This is a genomic window from Mycobacterium sp. 1245852.3 (assembly GCF_001669335.1).
Taxonomy (GTDB): domain Bacteria; phylum Actinomycetota; class Actinomycetes; order Mycobacteriales; family Mycobacteriaceae; genus Mycobacterium; species Mycobacterium europaeum_A.
Genome location: NZ_LZLL01000518.1, coordinates 1 through 22,463, shown reverse-complemented (window position 1 = coordinate 22,463; position 22,463 = coordinate 1). Strand labels below are relative to the sequence as shown.

The window sequence follows — 22,463 nt, the reverse complement described above, 5'->3', positions numbered from 1 at the left end:
TCGCTGCACGCTGAATGTCGACGAGACGTCGCCGTGGCAGGAGCCCGCGCATCCGTACATCTTCTGGGACCCATGCCGCACTGGTCCAGGAATTGCGCCGTCGGATCGGCGAATTGTGCGCGTTTCGGCCGATGATCTTGACCCTCATCACGCCGGGCACTCGCACTAGGCGGCTAATGAGCATAGGTGGTTACGGCGAACAAATTCTTGAAATGGGAAGGGCAACAACATGTGTGGCATCACTGGATGGATTGCTTTCGCGCGGGACCTGACGCGTGAGCGTGAGGTGCTCGACGCGATGACGCTGACGATGGCGTGCCGTGGCCCAGACGCGTCAGGAGCGTGGTCTGAACCCAACGCGGCGCTGGGCCATCGCCGACTCGCAGTGATCGACTTGCCGGGCGGCGCGCAGCCGATGTCGGTGTCGACTCCCACGGGCGATGTCGTAATGGTTTACAGCGGCGAGGTTTACAACTTCACCGAGTTGCGGGACGAGTTGGTGGCGCGGGGGGAGCGCTTTAGGACGTCCAGTGATACCGAGGCGGTACTAAGAGGCTACCTGCACTGGGGTGACGCGGTGGCAGATCGTCTCAATGGGATGTATGCATTCGCGATCTGGGACGCGCGGCACCGCAAGCTGGTGATGATCCGCGATCGAATGGGAATTAAGCCGTTCTATTTCTATCCGACATCGGACGGGGTGTTGTTCGGTTCCGAACCGAAGGCGATCCTGGCCAATCCTCTCGCCAAGCGGGCCGTCGACGTCGAAGGCCTTCGCGAGATCCTGCTTCCGATCAAGACTCCGAAGCTCGGCATCTGGAAGGGTATGCGCGAAGTGGAACCGGGCACGATCGTCACCGTCGACGACCGCGGGATCCGGGAGCGCACCTATTGGCGGCTGGAGTCGCGGCTCCACACCGACGACCAAGAGACGACCGTTCGGCGGGTGCGCGAGTTGCTCGACGACATCGTACGGCGGCAACTCGTGGCCGACGTGCCCCAATGTGTATTGCTATCCGGCGGGCTGGATTCCAGCTCAATCACCGTATTGGCCGCGCGTGAATTGAGTCATCCGGTGCGGAGCTTCTCGGTGGACTTCGCCGGACAGGCCGAGAACTTCACCCGAGACGAGCTCCGCCCAACCTGGGACTCCCCGTTCGCGCGCGATGTCAGCACGCACGTCCACTCCGAGCACACCGAAATCGTGCTCGATGCCAATGATCTGGCGGACCAGGACGTCCGGCGCAACGTGGTCACCGCCCGCGACCTGCCGGGAGGCAACGCCGACTTGGACGCATCTCTGTACCTGTTGTTCAAGGCGATCCGCGGCCACTCCACGGTGGCGCTGTCCGGGGAGTCGGCCGACGAAGTCTTTGGCGGCTATGCGCACTTCCACGACCCCGTCATGCAGCACACCGACGACTTTCCGTGGCTTGCGGTGGTGGGAACCATCATGGGAGACATCTCCGCTCAGATGTGCACCGAGCCGTTGCGCTCGGCGCTCGACTTGGACGCATACAAGCGTGACCGGTACGCCGACGCGGTCCGCGAGGTGTCCAGGGTCGACGGTGAGGACGACTTCACCCACCGCATGAGGGTCATGAGTTATCTGCATCTGACCCGGTTCCTCCGGAGGCTGTTGGACCGTAAGGACCGGATGAGTATGGCGGTGGGCTTGGAGGTGCGGGTGCCGTACTGCGATCACCGGCTGGTGGAATACGTATACAACACGCCGTGGTCCCTGAAGACGTTCGACGGGCGGGAGAAGAGCCTGTTGCGCGGGGCCACCCATCGCCTACTGCCGGCGTCGGTGGTGCAGCGGGTCAAAGCTGGTTACCCGTCTACAGCCGATCCGAAGTACGGGGCGCAGATACAGAGGCAGGCCAAGCATCTTCTGGTATCTGAGAACGATGCGCTGTTCGCTCTGATTGAGCGCTCCGGACTCGAGCAGCTGGCCAATCTCGACCCTCAGACGCTATCGGGCGGCGCCAGGGGCCAGATGGAGCAGGCGCTCGATCTCGCAACCTGGCTCGACCTCTATGAGGCCGAGATTGTTTTTTGACGCAGCCGCCGGCCCAGCTCGGCCCGATGTCGAAGCAATCGACCCCAGCCAAATCGGCAGACGGTTAGGGCCACTGCCCGGGTACGGGCCTGACAGAGGAGACATTGATGAGCACGCCATTAGAGGCAAGCGATTCGCGGCCAGTGCTATTACTGGTTCACGGCGCCTTTTTCGGCTCGTGGATTTGGGATGAGTTACGACCCGAGCTATCGGCGCGCAACTGGCAGACGCAGACGGTCGACCTTCCCAGCGTTGCCGACAGAGGAGGCCCGCGTGCCGGCCTGTTTGAAGATGCCGACGTCGTCCGTCAACGCATCCAGAAAGTTGACGGGTCAGTGGTAGTAATCGGCCACTCCTATGGCGGCGCAGTGGCGACCCAGGCCGCCGCCGGCCTACCCAATGTCCGACATCTGGTGTATGTCAGCGCTTTACAGCTGGACATAGGCGAAACAGTATTCACCTTTGCCCGGAACCACGACAGTGTGAAAGTCGAGGGAGACACTTTTACGGTTCGGGACGCGCGCACCAGCTGCCTTAGCGATGTGCCGCACGAGATAGCGGATCGCGCGGTTGCCCGCCTCAAGCCGAGCAGCCTACGCACGGGCAGCCAGGTGCTGAGCGCCGCTGCATGGCACACGATTCCGTCTACATTTATCGTGGCCGAAAGGGACCAGGCTTTTTCTCGCGAGGACCAGGATCTCCTGGCGCGCCGTGCAACCTACGTTCGCCGCTTGCAGTCGGGCCACGCGCCGATGCTTTCTATGCCCTCCGCACTCGCGGATCTCATTGTGGCGGCGGCAAAGACCACCACCGACCGCGGCGAACGGACCGACTCAGCCTGATCTCGTGGCAGCAATCGTCAGCGACAACTCCCAATGATTACGACGTCGCGTCCGCGATTCGTACGCGTACTGGGTGATGGTCTTCACCCGAGACCGAATCGTCGATGGGGGTCGAATCGATCCGGTCAGGGTTTAAGGAGCGACGGGTCGTAGGAGGCCGACTGTGGGCCCACGATAAGGTGCAAATTGCCTATGTCACTTTGTCGGTGCGCATCGCACCGCGCAAATTACGTGAACTCGTCGTGGCATACCACCTAGTCCCCTCCCGCCCGACCATGTTCGCACCGTAAGTCTGCGAGGACGGCATAGTTCAGGTACTCGGCGGCATCGTCGGTGGTCAAGACCTCCCGGTCGATGTAGCCGAGTTGCTCGATTTCATTGCCCCGGTCGGGCCCCGGACTACGTCACGGCGGTGTCCGCTGAGTTGAGCTCCTCACCGACGTGGCGCACTATCGGCCTCACGGCTACCAGAAATGGCCACGATGGCTAGCCACCGGCGGATGCGACCACAGGCCGATCTGCTGGAAACTCTGACCGATGACGAAGACCCGCTGTGAGCGCCCGACTCTGGTCCTGAAGGGCGGCGTGCGAGCCGGCTCCTACCACCGCCAGTTCGCGGGGGCGGCCGTCAAGCCCGCGGTCCGCGCCAGGGTGCCCGCCGTCATAACCGCGAGCGAAGCAGTCGTCGGGTTCGCCGGACGTATCGCTCGGTCAGATTGCGTGCCTGGCCGGTGTTCCCGGGAGGAGGAAAGACGATGCGCCTAGTGGTTGCTATAACCGGAGCGACGGGTGCCGCTCTGGGCATCCGGCTGCTGGAAGCTCTTGGGCAGCTGGGAGTCGAGACGCACCTGATCCTCAGCGATTGGGCCAGGGCAACGATCAAGATGGAGACCGATACCAGCGTCGACGAGGTCCGAGCGCTGGCGTCACACGTGTACAGTGCCCGCGATCTTGCTGCAGGCATCTCTAGTGGATCGTTCCGCACGGATGGCATGGTCGTGTGCCCCTGCAGCATGAAGACCCTGGCAGCCATCCGAATTGGCTTCAGCGACAACCTGATCACCCGTGCCGCCGACGTCACGCTGAAGGAGCGGCGCAGGCTTGTCCTGGTCGCGCGGGAGGCCCCGCTGAGCGAGATCCACCTGGACAACATGCGCTACCTGGCGCGTGCCGGGGCCGTGATCTTCCCGCCGATGGTGGCCTACTACACCCGGCCCACTTCCGTCGATGACGTGACGAACCAGGTGGTCGGGCGTGTCATCGACCAACTTGGGATCGAGCACTCGCTGATCCAGCGCTGGAAGGAGGATCAGCCTCCAGCACGTATTAACGGCCACCGACACCTCGCGGAAGCCGACGACTGGATGGTCAACAACTGACGATTAGAGAAACCCTGAAAGCCTGAGGAGAGCGAAATGACCATGGGGACACGCCTGTCGGAAACCCCCAACGTGACCGAATCAAGAAACGGGGAAGCCGGCCCCGACCTGCGAACGTGGTTGGCCACCCTGGCAGCCGCCGGGCAGCTGAGCCGTATCACGGCCTCCGTGGACTGGGACGAGGAGATCGGCGCGATCACCCGCGCGAATCTTTCGTTGGGCGGCCCAGGGCTGCTGTTCGAAAACGTCGTCGGCCACGAGAACACTCGCTGCACAAAGCTTTTGACGTCGGCACTCGGTAACCGACGCCAGGTTCAGCTCATGTTGGGACTGCCCGACGACGCCAGCGATTCGGCAATCGTGCTTCACCTGCGAGAGGCATTCAAGAAACCCATCCCACCGCGCATCGTCGACTCCGGCCCGGTCAAAGAGAACATCCTCGAAGGCAACGACATCAATTTGTGGGAGTTCCCCGTCCCGAAGTGGCACGGTGAGGACGGCGGTCGCTACATCGACACGTTCTGCGGCGTCGTCACCGAGGACAAGGTGACCGGACGCGACAACATCGGCCTCTATCGCGGCCAGATCGTGGACCGCGACAAGATCGCCAAACTGTTGGTGCCCAGTCAGGGCTGGGGCGGCCATATGGAGGAATACAAGCCAGAGCCGATGCCCGTTGCCGTCGTCTATGGGTGGCACGACGTCCTGCCGTTCTGCGCCGGCAGCCCGTTCCCCAAGAACGTCTGTGAGTGGGACATGATGGGGGCGATACTCGGCCGCCCGGTCGACCTGGTGGCGTGCGAATCGGTGCCGTTGCACGTGCCGGCGACCGCCGAGATTGTCGTCGAGGGCTTCATCGATCCCGATCCCTCGACATTCGTCGTGGAGGGCCCGTTTGCGGAGTATCCGGGTTTCATCGGCGGCGCGGCACCGGCGCCGGTCCTGCGGGTCACCCGGATCACCCACCGCAACGACCCCGTGCTGCGCGGCACGCTCGAAGGGATACGGCCGGGCATGTTCAACGAGGACAGCATCACTAACTTCGCTCGGTCGGCAATCACCTGGAACGTGCTCGACGATCTCGGGATCGGCGGCATCACCGACCTCTGGATGACGGAGGTGACCAACGGCCAGAACACTCTTGTGCAGATTCAGAAGCGGTACCGCGGCCACGCGCAACAGATCGCGTCGGCGCTCTGGGGCACCGGTGGGTCGGTGTGGTTCCACAAAAATGTGATGGTCGTCGAGGAGGACATCGACATCCACGATCCGGTCGCGCTGGACTGGGCCATGTCCTATCGGGTCAACGCGGGCCTCGGTGACATCGCATTCTTTGGACCGGGCCTGGGCTCCTCGCTCGATCCTTCGACCCCGCCGGAGAAGAACGACACCAACAAGTACGGGACCGGCGAATGGACGCGCGTGCTCATCGATGCCACCCGCAGCTGGGAGATCGAGCCTCGCGCCGAATGGGGCGGGCGCCGCTTCCCGCCGACCGATCGGCTATCGCCCGAGCTGGAATCCAAAATCGCCGGCCGGTGGGAAGAGTATGGGATCGGCATCCCGTACCTCGACGACGACGGCCGCGAAATGCTGACGCTGCGGAAGCTGAGCAAGCGGATGCCGGGGGTGTAATCAGCCCTGACCGCCACCCTTTCCAAAAGGAATTTCACTTGTGAGCGCGTATGTCATGGAGCCTGCCGCGGCCGAATTCGCTGAAGCCGCGGCCCATGGAACGCCGGTGTACGAACTGAGCCCATGCGCGGCGCGCGCAGGTTTGGAGGAGATCCAGTCTGGTCCGATTACCAAGCCGGCCGTGGACGAGTTGTGGGCCACTGTCGAGGCCGACGGTGTCGAGGCACGCATCTGGATTGTCAAACCCGTTCATGCTGAAGGCCTTTTGCCGGTCGTGTTGTACCTACACGGCGGGGGATGGGTTCTTGGCAGCGCCGCAACCCATGATCGGCTGGTGCGCGAGCTCACGGTTGGGGTGCACGCCGCGACCGTATTCGTCGACTATGACCGCGCACCAGAGGCTCGCCATCCCATCGCGCTCGAACAGGCATACGCGGCCGCACGCTGGGTCAACCGGCACGGCGCGACTGCGCATCTCGACGCCACCCGCCTCGCGGTCGCCGGCGACTCCGCCGGAGGGAACTTGGCCGCCGCGTTGACCCTGCTGGCCCAGCACCGCGGCGATGTCGCCTTCGTTCACCAGTCGCTGTACTACCCGGTGACCGATGCTGCACAAAATACCGCCAGCTACCGCGATTTCGCCGATGGCCCACATCTGACCGCCAAGACCATGGCCTGGTTCTGGGATGCTTACCTGCCCGACCCGACCCAGCGCAAGCACATCCTCGCGTCGCCGATCAACGCCGGCCTGGATGAACTCGCCGGACTCCCCGATGCGTTCGTCGTCGCAGGCGAGTGCGACGTCCTGCGAGACGAATGCGAAGCCTATGCCCGTAAGTTGACGGCGGCCGGGGTGCGCTGCACCAGCGTCCGTTACAACGCGACCATGCACGACTTCATGATGCTCAACGAGCTGCGCCAAACCGCCGCGGCTACGACGGCGATCGCGCAGTCAATCAACGTCCTGCGCCAGGCGCTGAACTCGTCTCCGCCGAGGAAAAAGTCATGAGCGATGTTGGCGACGACGTGCGGGTCCGGGCACTGCACTGGTACGACCTGACATGTCCGTTCTGTTACATCGGGCAGAACAGGACTGCGGTGCTGGCGGATGCTGGCGTTGCGGTCATCTCACTGCCATTCCAGGCGCACCCCGAGATTCCGCCCGCCGGTCTTGTTGTCGGTCCACGTCGTGGGCGGCGTTCGAAAATGATCGAACGGGAGGCGGAAGGGGAGGGGCTGATGCTGCACTGGCCGCTGCGAATCCCGAACAGCAGGAAGGCGTTAGCCGCCGCCGAGTGGGTTCGCCGCAATCAGCCCAGTGCCTTCGCTGAAGTCCAGAGCAAGCTCTTCGAAGCACACTTCGTTCTCGGTGAAGATATCAACGATCAAGCGGTCATCGACCGGCACGCCGCGAATGCCGGCGTTGAGCTGAGCGCGTTGCGCACCGCTCTCGCCGACGGAAGTGCCTATGCCGCAGTCGATCAGGCCGAGAGGGCCGCTGACGAGTGCGGCGTATACGGCACACCAGCATGGCTGCTCGAAGGTCGATTGATCTCAGGGCTCCTGCCAATATCGGAATTTGAGCGTGTTGGCCGAGATGCATTGAGCCAGAGACAGCCATCAGAGAGGAACCATCAATGGCAGAGATTGATGTAAGTGTCGCGCTACCCCCGTCATATGAGTCAGCTCAGCACATCGCCACGGCGGAGACACTGGGCTATCGACGGGCCTATCTCTACGACACTCCGTTCGGAGGTGACGACGTCTGGTTGGGCTTGCACCGCGCCGCCGAGCGCACCACGACGATTGAGCTAGGTCCTGCGGTACTGATCCCGACGCAGCGCCATCCGTTGGTCAACGCCGCAGAGACCGTCTCACTGCATCGACTGGCGCCCGGGCGCATACTGACTTCTTTCGGCACCGGTTTCTCCAGCCGGGCGTCCATCGGTCAGCCCCCGATTCGGTGGTCCTACATGGAGGCTTACATCCGTGCGTACCAGGCTCTGCTGGCGGGAGAGGTAATCGACTGGGAGGGTGCGGCCATCAAGCTGATGCTGACGTCAGAGCAAGCCGACGCACTGCCCCTGCGAATCCCATTGCTGCTGGCGGCGACCGGGCCCAAGGGTGCCGGCGTCGCCAAGCGACTCGGCGCCGATGGGGTGATCTCTATGTTCAACGTGGTGCCGGGCCAACGCGACTTCGCGCGCGCCGTGGTAGCCACAATGGGTACCGTCCTCGACGACGGCGAGGATCTGGCCGGCGAACGGGTCCGGCTGGCGGTGGGTGCGCCATGGGCGGCGGCATATCACTTCGTCTATACTACCCAGGGCGCCGACGCGCTGCGCGACATGCCCGGCGGTTCGGCCTGGCTGGATGTGGTCGAGAAGGTGCCGCAACGCCTGCGCCACTTGGAGATTCACCAGGGCACCATGGTCGAGATGAATGATGCCGACCTGGCGGGTTGGCACGCCGGAGGCTACGCCTCGGTTCCGTCGGTCACCCTGAGCGGATCCGCCGACACGGTCGGCAAGGCCGTGGCCGCAATGGCCCAAGCGGGCGCCACCGAAATCATTATCGAGCCTTCAGGACCCGACATTCCTTGTGAACTGGACAGATTCATGGCGGCTGTCCGCGGTTAGCAAGGGGAGGGTGGCATGACTGATCGTCGTGCGGTTGTGACGGGTGCGAACGGCGGAATCGGCTCTGCGATTTGTCAACGGCTGCGAGCCGACGGCGTCGAGGTCCGAACGACGGATGTCGTCGGCCCAGCCGATGCCGTGCTGGATCTGGCCGCTGACCCGATACCCGATTGGTTCGGCAGCGATATCGACATCTGTGTGGTGGTGGCGGGCGTCGTCGACACCTACGCGCCGGCGCACTCGATGTCGGCCGAACAGTGGTCGCGCGACATCGACGTCAACCTCACCGGCGCCTTCCGGGTCATCCAGGCATGTCTACCGGGCATGCAGGAGCGTCGTTTCGGTCGCATCGTGGCGATTTCAAGCGTCGCGGGACGTAATGGGGCGGCTGGCAAAGTCGCCTACGCTGCATCGAAAGCCGGACTGCACGGCGTGATGCGCACCGTCGCCATCGAGAACAGTTCCCTTGGCATCACCGCGAATTCGGTCCTGCCCGGGATCATCGCCACGCCCAAGGCGCTGACGCTGCCTGACGCGGACCAAGAACGTATCCGTGCGGCGTTACCGAGCGGCAGGTTCGGCCGCCCCGATGAGGTCGCCGACCTGGTCGCTTTCCTCGCCAGCGACAACGCTGGATACATCACCGCGCAGGACATCTCCATTGACGGTGGCATGGGGCTGAACACGTTGTTCGTGGGCCCAATGCGCTTGCAAGAGCGCATCGCTGCCACCATCCGTCCCGCCACACCGAAATGACTCCCATCATGCTGCTCTACCGGAGCCGTTGATCGCGATGACATGCGTTGCGGCTCAACGTATTTGATTACCAAGTACCCGGTCCGGCGGCAATACCCCGCCTCGGAGGCCGTAGGCAGGAAAGCCCAGCATCGCTGCCGACCGCCTGAGACTAGGAGGAGTGGATGACATATCGGGATCGGAACAAGGCCATCGTTGTGGGCGCAAGTTTGGGCGGGCTATTGGCTGCACGAGTTGCGGCCGACTTCTACCAGACTGTCACCGTGGTGGAACGTGACCGCCTACCTGCCGATCCGGTCAACCGACGGGGCGTTCCGCAAGGTAAACATCCGCACGCATTACTCGGCAAGTCGGTGGAGATCATTGGCGGCCTGTTTCCGGGCATATTCGATCAGCTCGTCGCCGATGGAGCCGTGAGGTGGGACGATGGCGATCTGTCGAGATTCTGGTCCATGTTCGCGGGTCATCTGATGGTCCGCACGGCAATCCCGGACCCGGCCTCGCTGACCGACTACCACATGAGCCGACCCCTTCTGGAACACGCAGTCCGCCGTGCGGTACGCGACATTCCGAACGTCGAAATTCTTGAGGAGCACGACTTCGTCGGTGTCACAGCCGATCCCAATCGTGCTCGCATCACCGGCGCCCGCGTACACAAGCACGGAACTACAGACGAATTGGCGCTCACGGCCGATTTGGTTGTGGACGCGACAGGGCGCGGATCACGAGCACCGGTATTTCTTGAGGAACTCGGCTATCGCCGACCTCGGGTCGATGAGGTCGAGGTGCAGATCGCCTATTCGACCTTGCCCGTGCGCATTCCACGTGGCGCGCTACGCGAACTCGTCGTGGCGAATTATCCCATTCCGTCCCGCTCGACAATGTTCGCAACGTTCGCCTGCGAGCAGGACATATATCTGGTCCTCGGCGGCACCATCGGCGGTCAAGAACCACCCGCTAGCCGCACCGAACTGTTCGATCTCGTTGCCAAACTTGCCCCTAGGGATGTCGCGGCCGTCCTGCGATCGGCTGAACCTCTTGCTGATATCGCACAGTATCGAATCCCGTCCAACCGCTGGCGGCGCTACGACAAACTTTCTCGTATACCCGAAGGGCTACTGGTGTTTGGCGATGCAATCTGTTCCTTCAATCCCATCTACGGTCAAGGTATCACCGTCGCTGCACTAGAGGCCGAGGCGTTGCGTGATTGCCTACGCAACGGAAATCGCAATGTCGCTCGACGGTTCTACCGCGAATCGGCCAAGAAAATTCAGGTGGCATGGCGGACGGCGGTCAGCTCTGATTTGGCGCTTCCGCAGGTGCCCGGCCGGCGGCCGCTGTCCGTTCGGGCAATGAACTCCTACATGGATCGGGTCCTGATCGCCACTGAGACGGATCCGGTTGTCGCGCAGCAATTCTTCCGAGTGGTGTGGATGCTGGACGGCCCTTCAGCGCTCTTCCGCCCGTATATCGTCGGCCGCATCGCGAAGGCGAATCGGGTTCGAGCACAAAACCATGCGCAGCTCGAAGCCTGACCTAGATCCGTTGAGCACGGGACCACACACCTTGATCGCAAAGGGCCTGGTCCAGCGCTATCACGTGTACGGCAGCGGACCGGTGTGCGTCGTACAGCCCGGCGGCCCAGGCGTGTTCTGGGAGTACCTGCGGGTGCCCGCCGTCGAACATCACCTGACTATGGTCTATGTCGAAGCCATGGGTACCGGCGCCTCCGACCGGCTAGCGAGCCACCCGAACGGGTACACCCGCCGCTACTACGCCGCTCTCATTGACAAGCTGATTGATCACCTCGGCCAGGACAAGGTCTATCTGCTGGGGCATTCCTACGGCGGCTTCGTGGCACAACGCTATGCCCTAGATCACCCCGAACGCCTCACCGGCGTGATCCTATTCGAAAGCTCTCCGCATACCGGCGACGAGCACGGCGCAGAGGCCACTCGCCAGGTTCAGGCGTTCGCCGCCCGGAACCCCGACAATCCTGAGCTATCAACCGTTCTCGCTGCCCTGCAGTCGGTGGGATCGATTACCGACGACTTACAACTCACGCGCGCCCTACGCGGGCTGCTGCCGGCGTACTTCGCCGATTACTGGGGACGAGAGACCGAATTCGCGCCCGTCCGAGGTCAGGCGCGAGTCACCTATATCTCGAGGCTGGACGCCGACCTAGTTCCTGACGTCATCGACGACCGCGCAGCGCTCCCGACCCTCACTACGCCCGCATTGGTGATTGCTGGTCGCTATGACGTCATCTGCGGCGTGCGCTGGGCAGAAGAACTGCACAACCTCATTCCGCAATCCCGACTCAAGATCCTGGAAAAAAGCGGTCACTTCGGCCACCTCGAAGAACCCGAAGAGTTCGCCTTGGCTATTACCAGTTTCGTGGAGGGGACCCGCGATTGAATCGCCTGATTGCGGCATCCTTCAGCGCGGCGTCGTCGTACTTGACTCGAGGTGGCATGGTGTGTCGTCGACACCGCGCCAAACGGAGCGGCGATGGTGGTGGCTGTCTTGACCGTCCGTCCTCATCGCGCCCTCGGGCTCCGACAGCCCCTGCGAACTCAGCAGATTCATGGCGGCTGTCCGCAATCAACGATGGGAGGGTGGTATGAGTGATCGCCGTGGCGTAGTCACGGGTGCGAACGAGTGGTTAGGCAGCGACGCCGAGATTTGTGTGGGTGGAAAAACGCGATGACGTGTTTCCCGGTATATTCGCGGCCCCGCTAGCGGCGGGCTAATCGTGCCCCTCCCAACAGCGCTACTGTCGTTTCATGGCTGACCGGCAACTGCTGGCGGCATTTCTTCGAGCTCGTCGCGATGAGTTGACGCCTGGAGACGTGGGCGTTGCAGCGGGCCGACGTCGGCGGGTGAAGGGCTTGCGCCGCGAGGAAGTCGCGATGCTGGCAGACATCAGCGCCGATTACTACCTGCGACTCGAGCAAGGCCGGGTGCGGCAGCCTTCTGATCAGGTGCTCGAGCGCCTAGCCGGCGCGCTGCAACTCAACGATGATGCGACCGAGTACATGCGAAACCTGGCTCGCCCTGGTCTACGCCGCCGCCGACGGGTCGCCGCGTCGGCCGAGAAAGTCGATCCCGGCCTGCAGACGTTGATCGACAATTGGAACTTGATTCCCGCATACGTGCAGGACCAGCAGATGAACATCCTGGCGGCCAACCCAATGGCGCACGCGCTTTTGCCATACTTCGCGCCAGGGTTCAACCAGCTGAGGACGGCGTTCCTGGAGCCGAAGTTTCCCGCCTGGGTGCGCAACTGGGACGACGTAACCGTAACCGCAATGCTTGTATCGTGGCTTCGCTTCAATATCGCTGAGGACAGCCCCGCTGACCCCGATTTGCAATCGCTAGTCGACGAGCTCAGCGATGCCAGCCAACGCTTCCGCACCTTGTGGGCACGCCAAGGCGTCGAGCAAAAGACGAGCGGACCAGCCCCGTTCCACCACCCTAGGGTCGGACCGCTCGAGCTGCATTACCGCGTGTTCATGCTTCCCGACATGAGGCAGGCGATCATTGCCTACTATGCCGAGCCCGGCACGCCTTCAGAGGAAGGCCTCCGTTTGCTTTCCGAATTGCGCTGAGTCAGGGCGGCTTCAGCGGCATCGCGCTAGACCCTGTGGTGACGAATCCCAGGAAAACTTGGGCCTGGATGCCGGCCAACTGCGGCGCCAACATGGGTGGCGACCATTCCGCGGCTGCGCAGTGGCGCAGCCGTAGCGCCCAGGAGGGGACCGATGGCAGAAGTTATGGATTGGGACGAGGCCTACCGCGAAGACGGCATCTTCGATGGACTGCCACCGTGGGGCATCGGGCGACCGCAGCCACAAATCGCCGACCTCATCACACAAAGTAGATTTCGCAGCGAGGTTCTCGATGCCGGCTGCGGATACGGCGACACTTCATTTGTATTGGCGGCATTGGGCTACACGGTCGTTGGCGTCGACCGAAGCGTGATCGCGATAGCCGAGGCCGCCCAGGAGGGCCGCAGGCGGCGGCTAAGCAATGCAACCTTCGTGTCGGCCAACATCACATCCCTAACCGGCTACGACGGACAGTTTTCGACGATCGTCGACAGCGCACTGTTTCATGCGCTTCCGGTAACCTTGCGCGACGACTACCTGGATTCAATACGTCGCGCGGCGGCGCCTGGCGCGACGCTGTATATCCTGACGTTCACCCAGGATGCGTTTCCAGAAGATCCCGGATACCCGATTCCCAACGTGGTGACCCGAGACGAGCTCAGTGAGGCGGTCAGCAAGCATTGGGCCATCGATGAGATCCGGCCGGCGTTCATTCATGCACACGCGCCGAAAGTCCGTTCAGCCCACACGTTCGATTTGGACGCCGCCGGACTCGAAAAGCTGCCAGCGTTTCTTCTCACCGCCCACCGCCCGTGATGTGCAGAAGGATCTCCTGGCGATTCCATGCTCCTCAGGTGAGAAAGCCTGATGGGGAATGACTTTGACGATGACCCATCGACCATCCGGCAAAGGTCAACACCCTCCACCAGTCCTACACTGCTGCAGGGCAATAAACGAAGGCTACGGCATTGACGACACCATCAGTCCGCGCATCCGAAGAGTCCGAAAGCGATGGTGCCCACCGCCACGGCGCGGTGCCCCGAGTGAACGTGCTGCGCCAATTCGTCTGTTGGCTGACGCGCCGTCGTGTTGGCTCAGGCTACGGTTCACAAGAAGTGATGATCAAGGCCTACCTCGTGTTTGCATCTTGCGGCGTGGGCAGCATCGTCGGCAGGTGGCCGCTTCGTGTGCAGCATGCCTTGCGCACGTCGAAGGACGCAGCGTGCAAGCGTCGGTCGCGAGACCAACGGTCGATGCAACCAACGACTTCAACCGGTGCGGCGATGTCAGTTTTCAGCGATGAATTGATGGCGGCCGATAGAGAAAAACGTGACGGAGATTATTAAGAAAGCCTTTCGGTTATGACGACACCATCGACGCACGAAACCTCGCGACCGGTGCTTTAACTAATGCACGGCGCCTGGCTGGGTGTGTGCAGTTTGGAAAGATGCAGCGCGTCCGCCCTGGCTGGCCGGTGGGCATTTGATGGCCGGGCCACAGACCGTACCGGACTTCGGGTGCCCAAGACGATGGTTGGCGGGCGCCGCGGCTTCGATGCCCGCTGAGCGGGCGATTTGGTCGCCGAGAGACCGGTTCGGTAACCTGGCATTCACCAACGCGGGGTGGAGCAGCTCGGTAGCTCGCTGGGCTCATAACCCAGAGGTCGCAGGTTCGAATCCTGTCCCCGCTACCAAAGTTCGAAAGTTCGAACTTGCGCCCTGATAAGAGGGGCGCGAGTTCGAACTTTTCGACATTCTGGGGCTGGTGAGGGCCCTATGACGAGTCGAATAGCTGATCGAGGTGAGTTCCTCGTTGAGGCGTTCTTTGAGGTTCGGATCGAGCAGGCTGTCGAAGAGGTCAGTCAGCTGAGCGTCGACGATCTCGTCGTCGGAAATGTATAGCCGTTCGAAAAGAGCCTGGTTCATTGCCCGGCGTCCTTGCCCGTTGCTTCCGCGATAGAGATCACGCGAGCTGCGGAGCAGGCTTAATGCGCGGTCCAGGGCTTTGTGCAGCTGGTCGCGGGTAAGCCGGCGGTCCGCAAGTTCGCGGTTCGCGTTCGCCAGCGCTGTGCTGATGCGGCCTTGTTCGCTTCTCAACTGATCAAGTGGTACGGCACCGGCGTAGTGGGCGCGCAAGACTGCATCGCGTTCGTCGGCGAGCTTCTTGACGAGCCGTTCCGCCGCTCGTATGCGCTTGTCGCGCTGCGGTAAGAGAACGTCGAGGTAAGCGACGATGTCGCGCCGTATCTCTGCGCGGAGGGAGTCGGAGAGTTCACGCGTGCCCCAGTGCTCTTCGACGAGAGCTTCGACCGCCGCGGTCGATATTGCTTTGAAGTCGCACGACGTTCGGCGGGTCTTCCGTCCAAGGCAGTAGAAGTAGGGGTAGCGGGTTCCCGTGCCGTTTTTCACGATTTCAATACCGAGCATGTCTCCGCAGTGGCCGCAGTACAGGCTTCCCTTGAGGTAGTGGGGATGCTGTTGCGGTTTCTCGCGCGTGCGGACGCGGCTCGCCCGTACCTCTTGAACTTTCTCCCAGGTCTCTTCGGAGATCAGTGGTTCATGCCTGCCGGCATGCCATGCACCGTCGAACTTGACGAAGCCCAGGTAGTAGCGGTTGCTCAGGATGGTCTCGATATGCGACGTCGACATGGGTCGTGCCGGACGCTTCGGGCGCGGTAACGACGTCACACCTCGACGCTCAAGCTCTTCGCGGATCTGGGTCATGGTCGATTCACCGGTCGCATAGGTGTCGAATATCCAGCGGACATGCTCAGCCCGTTCCGGATCCACTGCCACCGTGCGGATTTCGTAACCTTCTGGCGTGCGCGTGCGCACGTTGAGGTAGCCGAATGGGACCATCCCCGGGGTGCCGCCGTTCTTGACCTTCTGGGCCATGCCTTTGCGTGTTTCCGTGGCAAGGTTGCGGCTGTAGAACTCGGCGATAGAGCTCATGATGCCGTGCATGAGCATGCCGCTAGGGGTCTCGTCGATGTTCTCCGTGACCGATACGAGCTTGGCGCCCGACCTTTGGATCGCAACGTTGATTTCGACGTCGTCGATACGGTTGCGGGCGAGCCGGTCGACCTTGTGAACAATGACGTAATCGCAGGGATGGTCTTGTAGAAATTTCAGCATCAGTTTGAGCTCTGGTCGGTCTGCGGAGCGAGCGGACTCGCCAGCATCGACGAATTCCATGATGACCTCGGCACCGAGCGCTTGGGCTCGCTTTTCGCAAGCCTCACGCTGTGCCGGTATCGAAAATCCCTCTGACTCGCCGCCCCGCTGCGCTTGATCTTTTGTCGATACGCGGAGGTAAATGACAGCCTTCGCCATGGTCAGTGCTCCTTGGTGTCAGCGGTAGTTTTCGGTCCGGCGGCGTCCGCACCGTCTGTCCAGTCCGTTTTCATGGCTGAGGCAATGCAGGCTTCAACCTCGGCGAGTGTTTCATCGGGCACGTCGTCGTATTTCGACCGCAAATAGATTCGGAGGCTTGGTAGGTCGTCCGCTTTGAGCCACCCCACGATCGTGAACAAGTCGATGGACGGGATGCCAAGGACTTGGCCGATCGCGATGAGGCTTTCGGCCTTGGGCGTCGCGATCCTGCCCTGCTCGATACGCCACACCGCTGCCACGTTGATGTGCGCCCGGCGCGCAACTTCAGCAACGCTTAAGCCGCATTCGGTACGCTTTTTGGAGAGTAGGTTTATCAGCTGTACCGTTTGATCGGTATTCATTTCGCTTGTCTCCCTTTGTATTATCCATTGTATAATGGACAATTCTGCAAATACAATGCGAAAATACAATTTCACAACGAGAAACCTAATAGTCAGCCGAGGCTCACCTTTATTTCCGGGTGCGAATCGCAGCGCATGCGGCATCATCATCGCGTTACCGGTCCGTCCGAAAGAGCCAAACGCCGCCTGCCGGGTTGTCAACGGTCTCGATATCGCCGGACAGCTCCATGTCCCTGGCAAGGGCGGCAGTGTCGAAGCGGACGTAGGGCTGCAGGTAGTCAGGAAGCTTGGCCAGTTCGTCGGGGTAGCCGAGATCGTCGGCCATGTCGTCGACGTACTCCTGAACTGAGTCGAAGTGCCCGAGGTAGGCGTCGGCGAAGTCATCGAGGCGGTCGTGGTCGTCGCCGCACAGATCAGCCCACGCGGAGAAAGCTTCACCGTGTTCGGCGATGCCTTTCGCGATGCGCGATATGCGCTCGATCGAGTCGTATTCGCCGATCCGGCAACGGCCGAAGTGGTCGAAGTCGTGGATGGCCCACTCTTCGGCATTCGGCTCGGCTGAGCGCTTGAGCATGGCCGTGATGTCCGCGTGGATGTCTTCCGGTGCGCGGGCAGCATCGATCCAGGCGCCGTGCAGGCGTCCGTTGGTGTAGTCGGCAAGGCTGGCGACGTAGATCCGTGGCGACGGCGCGGGAACTCGTTCGGACTCCGGGTCTTTCGGCGCAAGGGGTTGGCCTTCTTCTGGTCGTGGTGCGCGTGGTTGTTTTTCATTCATGATCACCTCCTTTCTGGTGGCTATCGTTATGGTCTTGGCTTGGTGAAACGGGCCGGTCGGGAAGCAGAGAGCCTGATAGCTCGATCTGCCTCCCGCCGGCCCTGGTGCGCCGTGGAGCTAGTGGCGCGGTGTCCTACACGGGCTCGGTCATGCTCCCGATGTGGTTCCTCCCTTCGCTGCCCGGCCCTGGCGGGTCGAGCTGGGTTCGCCGCCGTCGGCGAACAAGGTGGCGATGGCCTGTTGGCGGGCTGCGGCTTCGCGCTCGATTTCGGCGCGGGCCTCGGCTGCCTTGCTGGCCAGTTCCGGATCGTCTTTGGCGCGGGCGATGTGCTCGGCGATGGCGATCTGGATCTCATCGGTGATGGTGCCGTCACGCAGCTGGGCGATGAAGCTCAGCTGAGCGTGGACGTCCGGCTTGAGTCTGATGCCAAGGGTTTTGACGCCTTTGGTGGACTCGTCGGGTGTGGACATAGCGACCTCCTCGGTGCTGTGCGGCCGGTAAGCGCATGCTGCGCTTACGGGTACGGCCGCATGACACCGACGAGGCAGCCGCCGACTCATGCGGCTGCCCTCTCGGCTGGCGGGGTCTGTGGGTTGGGGCGCGCGGTCGCGATGCGGTCCCGGGCGACGGCGGCGAAGACCGGATTGAGTTCGACACCGAGCCAGTCGCGGCCGAGGTGCTCGGCGGCAACGGCGGTGGTGCCGCTGCCCATGAAGGGGTCGAGCACGAGTCCCAGTTCACTCTGGCTATCGCAGTGGCAGGTCGGCGCGAGCACGCAACGGCGGGCGGCGCCGTCGACTGCACGAATGATTTGTCGCTTCCATGGCAATCGGCAACGGACGCAGCGGGCTTCGGGACAGCCGGCGGCGATCATGCGTTCGGCGAGTTCCTGCGGGAAGACCGCGTGATGGGAGCTGCGGTAGCGGCCGGGCGCGATCGTCCAGACGTCACCGGGGTTCTTGCCGAGCGGGTGCCCGACCCGTCCTTGGCTCTTCAGCGCGTGGAGGCCGGACGCGCCCATGCCGTTCGGTCCGCGCCACGCGTCAGGTGACGGGTTGCCCCGCTTGGCCATTCGGTTCGGGGTGACGGCTGACTGGTGCGGCTGGCGAATGGCGTCGAGGTCGAAGAAGTACGTCGGCTGCTTGGCGAGGACGTAGATGACTTCGTAGGTGCAGTTGAGGCGGTCAGGAATGCTGCTGGGCACGGGATTCGGCTTGGCCCAGACGATTTTGTTGCGGATGATCCAGCCGGCTTCCTGCAGCCGCAGCGCGACGCGTTCCGGCGCCATCAGCAGACTTTTGCGGTCGGCCCCCTGGGACGGATGACTGGAGTAGGTGTCGCCGAGGTTGAGCCAGTAGGTGCCGGTCGGGACCAGGACGCGGCGGATCTCGGCGCTAAGCGTCAGCAGGTGGTTCACCCACAGGTCGACATCGGCTTCGAGACCGAGCTGTCCTTTGACGGCGTAGTCGCGGAGACGGAAGTACGGCGGGCTGGTGACCACGCTGTCGACGGAGCCGTCCGGCAGGCGGCGCAGCCGGTCGATCGCGTCACCGACAACGATCCGGTTTCGCGCAACTTCGTTGAGCGCACTCATAGGGCGCCTCCGTTCCGCATCAGCGGCAGCAACTGTTCGGGAGCGACGATGCGGAAGAGCGCACTCGGCAGGCTGCGGTCGGCCGCAATGGCATCAGCAAACGCCTGGCGGCGGCGTTCAGCCTTTGCTGGGTCGGGATGCGTGATCGACCAGACGACGAGCGGGAAGGCGCCGTGGCGGTCCTGCTCGATGCCGGTCCGCCGATAGGCTTCGTATTCGCGGCACTTGGCGAGCAGCGTCGGGATGTGCTCGGTGCCGAGGTCGACTTCGATGAACCAGGCATGGACGAGGTCGTCCCGACTAGCAGTCTCGGCATAGAGGTCGGGCTTGAGGGTGCGGCGGGCGGCACCGACACCGACGAATGTCCGCCACGTGGCGGGTTCGACCGCGCTGTCGACGAGTCCGAGTTCGCCAGCACGGCTGGCGGCAATCAGCGCGATGTGATGGTCGGCGATCGCCAGCCGGTGATTGACGAAGCGGGCGCTGGGTTCGTAAGTCCGGCGGGCATCGCGGCCAGAGCGGTTTCTGAGGATGCGATCGCCGGTCGCATCGACGTAGTGGATCAGTCCCTGTGAGCCGCCGTGCGCGCCACCGACCCGCTGCGTTAGGGCTCCCAGGACACGCAGACCGCGCAGCCGGGCGAGTGTTCGTTTCGTCATGCGGCGGGCGGACGTTGGGGCGAGATCGGCGAAATGCAAGGAACGGATCTGCTGGACGGTCAGGAACCGATGCTGGTGGACGGACGCCAGGATGGCCCGGTCACGGTGGGTCAGTTGCGCCGCGATGGCATCGATCCCGCTGGCGGAGATGCGTCGCTCAGGGCGCCGTCTGGCGGGGGTTGTGGTGCCCCGTGGGGCACCACTATTCCCCAACCCTGCGGGACGGTTTTGGTCGTCTGCCAGGTGTAAGCGGCCGCGCGGGTTTGGCACGAGGGGGTACGCGAAGGGGGAGTCACTCATGCCTGCCTCCGGCTGCGGCGCGGCGCGCCAATGTCGTTGGTGCTGTTGGCATCTGCAGCGGTGTCGATGAGCGCAGCGAAACTGGTTTCAATCTCCCCGACCGGTTGGCCGTAGCGCTGACGGCTGCGACGTCGGATGTCCGCCGGATCGGTAGACGGTGTCGGCGCGGGCTTGGTGATGCCGGAAGCCCACGGCTGCACGGCATTCTCACGAACCAGGCTGGCGTAGACGTGGTGGGCGGGCAGCTTGGTGAAGTCTTCGATCGAGAGGACGGACTGCCCTGCCGCCATTTCCTTGGCGTCACCGGCCTGCAGTTGGAAGCAGACACGCGAGCGGGCGTTGTTGCGAAAGGCGTCCAGCATGCTTGGCGGCAGCTGCTTTTCGTATTGGTGGGCCAGATGGAAGCCGGCCCCGAGGCTGCGGGCGGTCGCGAGAGCATCGCCGAGGTCCGTTGGGAGGCGGAGATAGTCCTGAACCTCGTCGATGTAGACCATGACGGGATCGCGGCTGGCTTCAGGACTTCCGGCGCGTTCACGGATCGCCTGCCAAAGCTCAGCGACGACCAGGGCGCCCAGCAGTTGGGCGTTCTCAGGGCCGATGACACCCTTTTGGAGTGGGACCAGCAGCACTTTCTTTTCGTTCAAAACTTGGCGGACGTTGAACTTGGGGTGTTGCTGAGCCAGGATGTCGCGCAGCGGTCTGCTGAGCAGCGGGCGAAGCTTGTTGCTGAGTGGCGCGATGGTGGTGGCGGTGGCCTCGGGGGAGAGGCTGTCGAACCACTGCCAGAACGGTCCGGCCGCAAACGGATCCTGCTGCATGACGTTCCGGGTCAGGCGGCGGCGGAAGCCGGGATTGCTCAGCAGCAGCGGCAGCATGACCAAGGAGGCGTCGTCGCGCGCGGCCAACAGATTGAGGCAGTTGCGCAGAATGTCGGACGACCGCGGGCCGAGGCTGTCGCCCCATATGGCTTTGAAGGTGCCGAATAGGCTGTCGGCGACGACCTCGGGGGAGCGGCCGTGGCGGTGCGCGGCATCGAGCGGGTTGATACCGACCGGCGCTTCGTCGAAGGGGTCGAGCACCACGATGTCGCCCTTCCGCTTCTCCGGGATACGGGCCAGCAGATCGGCGATGAGATCCTTGGGCTCGATAACTATGACCGGCCGATCGGCTTCGAGGTCTTGCAGAATCAGGTTGAGCAGCAGTGTTGACTTCCCGACCCCATTCGGGCCGATGACCCAGGTATGGCGCAGGGCGTCGGTCGTGTCGTAACCGATCGTGCCGCCCGCGCCAGGCGCTGAGGCTGCAGCCACGATCCGCTGCCCCGATTGCGTTGCCGCGCTGGGGCGGACGGGGCGCGGGTGCAGGGGCGGCTGGCCCGGGAAGTGCTGATCGTGGTCGGCGATCGGCCAGCCGGTGAGCCGCGCGATTTCGGTCACGGTCAGGCGCTGCGACGGCGTGAACACCGACCACGACGCGCGTGGGGTGTTCAGCCGGTCGGCTTTTTCCTGGCGGAGGGTGATGCGGACGTCGGGCGCTTCGGTGGTGCCGATAGCGGCGGCCAGGCCCAGCAGCAGCGCCTTGCGTCGCTCGGCGGTGGGCGCCTGCACACCGAGCCGGACAGCCGCGGTGAAGGCGTGCTGGCCGAGCTTGTGCGCCAACGCTTGTCGGGCGGCGGGGCGGGGCTCGCTCAGGACACCGTACAGGAGCTTGGAAATCGTCGGCTGGTTATCGCGCGTCGGCTGGATCGGCACGTCCTTGGGATGGCGGCGCGGTCCGAGCACGATCTGGATGGTCAGGCGCTCACCCTTCCCGACCGCCGTCAGGGCGTGAAGGATGGAGCGCTGTGATGCCACCGCGTCGGCAGGCTCGAGCTGGCGGGCGTTGGTACTCAATTGGATACGGCGAGCGGCGGCGACGTCGTGGCGATCATCGGCCTCGAATGAGGTGACGATGGCGCCATCGGCCAGGTGCTCGACGGCACGGCGGACGGCCGCTGCATGCCGGAGCTGACTGCCGATCAGGTACTCCACGCCGGTGACGTCGGCGCGCGCTTCCAAAATGAGTTGCGGGGCGTGGATTTGCGCCGCCCAGTGGCGCAGCAGTCCGAACGCAATCGCTTCGGAAAGCGGTTGCGGCCAGAACAACTGCTGCCAGACCAGCGAACCGGCCGACGCCGTGGCATCACGCGGCTCAGGCATTCGGCTGCTCCGGGTTGTCGGATTGCTCGGCCGCCGACGGCGTTTCGATGGTGCTGTCGACGCTGCCCTTCAAGGCGGCGAGCGCCTCGGCGTGGGCTTCGGCATCACGCAGGGCGATAGCGATGACCGCCCGGCTCAGCTTGCGCAGATCCGGCGGATCGCGGTCGACACTACGGACGGAGATGTGGCGCTCGAAGTTTCGTTCACCGCGGCGATAGTTGATTTCTCCTGTTTTAGACATAGGTGTCCTCCTTTCGGAATGGGATTTCGTTGATTACA

The 22,463-nt window shown here is 63.2% G+C and carries 21 protein-coding genes, 1 tRNA gene and 1 pseudogene; 15 read left to right on the top strand and 8 right to left on the bottom strand.

All coding sequences use genetic code 11. From position 1 onward, the window contains the following. The first annotated feature begins 229 nt into the window (after positions 1–229). The 15 genes from asnB to A9W96_RS32850 all read left to right on the top strand — a co-directional run bounded on the left by asnB (position 230) and on the right by A9W96_RS32850 (position 15,134). Positions 230–2,062 (top strand): asparagine synthase (glutamine-hydrolyzing), encoded by a 1,833-nt coding sequence (gene asnB, locus A9W96_RS23355; protein WP_067143439.1) that lies wholly within the window; start codon positions 230–232, stop codon positions 2,060–2,062. 107 nt (positions 2,063–2,169) lie between these two features. Beyond that, a complete protein-coding gene (locus tag A9W96_RS23350) occupies positions 2,170–2,904 on the top strand; it encodes an alpha/beta fold hydrolase (protein WP_082972559.1) in 735 nt (244 codons plus the stop codon). A 755-nt stretch (positions 2,905–3,659) separates the two neighbouring features. Beyond that, positions 3,660–4,283: a UbiX family flavin prenyltransferase gene (locus A9W96_RS23345; RefSeq protein WP_067143433.1), complete on the top strand. Its 624-nt coding sequence runs from the start codon at positions 3,660–3,662 to the stop codon at positions 4,281–4,283. A 36-nt stretch (positions 4,284–4,319) separates the two neighbouring features. Next, entirely contained in the window at positions 4,320–5,918 is a 1,599-nt protein-coding gene (locus tag A9W96_RS23340) for a UbiD family decarboxylase (protein ID WP_067143430.1), read from the top strand. A gap of 40 nt (positions 5,919–5,958) precedes the next feature. Continuing rightward, entirely contained in the window at positions 5,959–6,927 is a 969-nt protein-coding gene (locus A9W96_RS23335; protein ID WP_067143427.1) for an alpha/beta hydrolase, read from the top strand. Then, the gene (locus A9W96_RS23330) at positions 6,924–7,574 is read left to right on the top strand and encodes a DsbA family protein (RefSeq protein WP_082972558.1); all 651 of its coding nucleotides are present in this window, start codon (positions 6,924–6,926) and stop codon (positions 7,572–7,574) included. The genes A9W96_RS23335 and A9W96_RS23330 overlap by 4 nt, the downstream gene beginning before the upstream one ends. Continuing rightward, a complete protein-coding gene (locus A9W96_RS23325) occupies positions 7,556–8,557 on the top strand; it encodes an LLM class flavin-dependent oxidoreductase (RefSeq protein WP_067143419.1) in 1,002 nt (333 codons plus the stop codon). The genes A9W96_RS23330 and A9W96_RS23325 overlap by 19 nt, the downstream gene beginning before the upstream one ends. A 15-nt stretch (positions 8,558–8,572) precedes the next feature. After that, the gene (locus A9W96_RS23320) at positions 8,573–9,313 is read left to right on the top strand and encodes an SDR family NAD(P)-dependent oxidoreductase (protein WP_082972557.1); all 741 of its coding nucleotides are present in this window, start codon (positions 8,573–8,575) and stop codon (positions 9,311–9,313) included. A gap of 164 nt (positions 9,314–9,477) precedes the next feature. Next, positions 9,478–10,848 (top strand): NAD(P)/FAD-dependent oxidoreductase, encoded by a 1,371-nt coding sequence (locus A9W96_RS23315; protein WP_067143414.1) that lies wholly within the window; start codon positions 9,478–9,480, stop codon positions 10,846–10,848. A 10-nt stretch (positions 10,849–10,858) separates the two neighbouring features. Next, positions 10,859–11,731 carry an alpha/beta fold hydrolase gene (locus A9W96_RS23310; RefSeq protein ID WP_231999820.1) on the top strand — a complete coding sequence of 291 codons (873 nt, stop codon included), beginning with the start codon at positions 10,859–10,861 and terminating at the stop codon, positions 11,729–11,731. 368 nt (positions 11,732–12,099) lie between these two features. Further along, positions 12,100–12,924, top strand: coding sequence for a helix-turn-helix transcriptional regulator (locus tag A9W96_RS23305; protein ID WP_067143409.1), 825 nt, complete (start codon positions 12,100–12,102; stop codon positions 12,922–12,924). A 153-nt stretch (positions 12,925–13,077) separates the two neighbouring features. Next, complete coding sequence (locus A9W96_RS23300) at positions 13,078–13,740, top strand: class I SAM-dependent methyltransferase (protein WP_067143406.1); 663 nt, start codon at positions 13,078–13,080, stop codon at positions 13,738–13,740. Positions 13,741–13,967: 227 nt separating this feature from the next. Beyond that, positions 13,968–14,270: a hypothetical protein gene (locus A9W96_RS31705; RefSeq protein ID WP_156765381.1), complete on the top strand. Its 303-nt coding sequence runs from the start codon at positions 13,968–13,970 to the stop codon at positions 14,268–14,270. A 270-nt stretch (positions 14,271–14,540) separates the two neighbouring features. Continuing rightward, positions 14,541–14,617, top strand: a tRNA-Met gene (locus A9W96_RS23295). A 313-nt stretch (positions 14,618–14,930) separates the two neighbouring features. Then, positions 14,931–15,134 (top strand): hypothetical protein, encoded by a 204-nt coding sequence (locus A9W96_RS32850; RefSeq protein ID WP_067143403.1) that lies wholly within the window; start codon positions 14,931–14,933, stop codon positions 15,132–15,134. 87 nt (positions 15,135–15,221) lie between these two features. Here the strand turns inward: A9W96_RS32850 and A9W96_RS33450 are convergent. The 8 genes and pseudogenes from A9W96_RS33450 to A9W96_RS23255 form a co-directional block, all read right to left on the bottom strand. Further along, positions 15,222–16,256: pseudogene (locus A9W96_RS33450) on the bottom strand (recombinase family protein); the annotation flags it as partial. Positions 16,257–16,258: 2 nt separating this feature from the next. After that, a complete protein-coding gene (locus tag A9W96_RS23285; protein ID WP_067143400.1) occupies positions 16,259–16,657 on the bottom strand; it encodes a helix-turn-helix domain-containing protein in 399 nt (132 codons plus the stop codon). Positions 16,658–16,811: 154 nt separating this feature from the next. Continuing rightward, positions 16,812–17,432, bottom strand: coding sequence for an antirestriction protein ArdA (locus A9W96_RS23280; protein ID WP_067143539.1), 621 nt, complete (start codon positions 17,430–17,432; stop codon positions 16,812–16,814). 147 nt (positions 17,433–17,579) lie between these two features. Further along, entirely contained in the window at positions 17,580–17,903 is a 324-nt protein-coding gene (locus tag A9W96_RS23275; RefSeq protein ID WP_067143396.1) for a hypothetical protein, read from the bottom strand. Between the two features lie 86 nt (positions 17,904–17,989). Further along, complete coding sequence (locus A9W96_RS23270) at positions 17,990–19,027, bottom strand: site-specific DNA-methyltransferase (protein WP_067143393.1); 1,038 nt, start codon at positions 19,025–19,027, stop codon at positions 17,990–17,992. Beyond that, complete coding sequence (locus A9W96_RS23265; RefSeq protein ID WP_082972556.1) at positions 19,024–19,986, bottom strand: replication-relaxation family protein; 963 nt, start codon at positions 19,984–19,986, stop codon at positions 19,024–19,026. Before A9W96_RS23265 ends, A9W96_RS23270 begins: the two co-directional genes overlap by 4 nt. Further along, positions 19,983–22,184, bottom strand: coding sequence for a type IV secretory system conjugative DNA transfer family protein (locus A9W96_RS23260; RefSeq protein ID WP_067143390.1), 2,202 nt, complete (start codon positions 22,182–22,184; stop codon positions 19,983–19,985). The genes A9W96_RS23265 and A9W96_RS23260 overlap by 4 nt, the downstream gene beginning before the upstream one ends. Continuing rightward, the gene (locus tag A9W96_RS23255; RefSeq protein WP_067143387.1) at positions 22,177–22,425 is read right to left on the bottom strand and encodes a hypothetical protein; all 249 of its coding nucleotides are present in this window, start codon (positions 22,423–22,425) and stop codon (positions 22,177–22,179) included. Before A9W96_RS23255 ends, A9W96_RS23260 begins: the two co-directional genes overlap by 8 nt. Between the last annotated feature and the right edge of the window lie 38 nt (positions 22,426–22,463).

Coding starts and splice junctions, on each gene's coding strand:
- asnB (WP_067143439.1), top strand. CDS start 230: ATGTGTGGCATCACTGGATGGATTGCTTTCGCGCGGGACCTGACGCGT.
- A9W96_RS23350 (WP_082972559.1), top strand. CDS start 2,170: ATGAGCACGCCATTAGAGGCAAGCGATTCGCGGCCAGTGCTATTACTG.
- A9W96_RS23345 (WP_067143433.1), top strand. CDS start 3,660: ATGCGCCTAGTGGTTGCTATAACCGGAGCGACGGGTGCCGCTCTGGGC.
- A9W96_RS23340 (WP_067143430.1), top strand. CDS start 4,320: ATGACCATGGGGACACGCCTGTCGGAAACCCCCAACGTGACCGAATCA.
- A9W96_RS23330 (WP_082972558.1), top strand. CDS start 6,924: ATGAGCGATGTTGGCGACGACGTGCGGGTCCGGGCACTGCACTGGTAC.
- A9W96_RS23325 (WP_067143419.1), top strand. CDS start 7,556: ATGGCAGAGATTGATGTAAGTGTCGCGCTACCCCCGTCATATGAGTCA.
- A9W96_RS23320 (WP_082972557.1), top strand. CDS start 8,573: ATGACTGATCGTCGTGCGGTTGTGACGGGTGCGAACGGCGGAATCGGC.
- A9W96_RS23315 (WP_067143414.1), top strand. CDS start 9,478: ATGACATATCGGGATCGGAACAAGGCCATCGTTGTGGGCGCAAGTTTG.
- A9W96_RS23305 (WP_067143409.1), top strand. CDS start 12,100: ATGGCTGACCGGCAACTGCTGGCGGCATTTCTTCGAGCTCGTCGCGAT.
- A9W96_RS23300 (WP_067143406.1), top strand. CDS start 13,078: ATGGCAGAAGTTATGGATTGGGACGAGGCCTACCGCGAAGACGGCATC.
- A9W96_RS23285 (WP_067143400.1), bottom strand. CDS start 16,657: ATGAATACCGATCAAACGGTACAGCTGATAAACCTACTCTCCAAAAAG.
- A9W96_RS23280 (WP_067143539.1), bottom strand. CDS start 17,432: ATGAATGAAAAACAACCACGCGCACCACGACCAGAAGAAGGCCAACCC.
- A9W96_RS23275 (WP_067143396.1), bottom strand. CDS start 17,903: ATGTCCACACCCGACGAGTCCACCAAAGGCGTCAAAACCCTTGGCATC.
- A9W96_RS23270 (WP_067143393.1), bottom strand. CDS start 19,027: ATGAGTGCGCTCAACGAAGTTGCGCGAAACCGGATCGTTGTCGGTGAC.
- A9W96_RS23265 (WP_082972556.1), bottom strand. CDS start 19,986: ATGAGTGACTCCCCCTTCGCGTACCCCCTCGTGCCAAACCCGCGCGGC.
- A9W96_RS23260 (WP_067143390.1), bottom strand. CDS start 22,184: ATGCCTGAGCCGCGTGATGCCACGGCGTCGGCCGGTTCGCTGGTCTGG.
- A9W96_RS23255 (WP_067143387.1), bottom strand. CDS start 22,425: ATGTCTAAAACAGGAGAAATCAACTATCGCCGCGGTGAACGAAACTTC.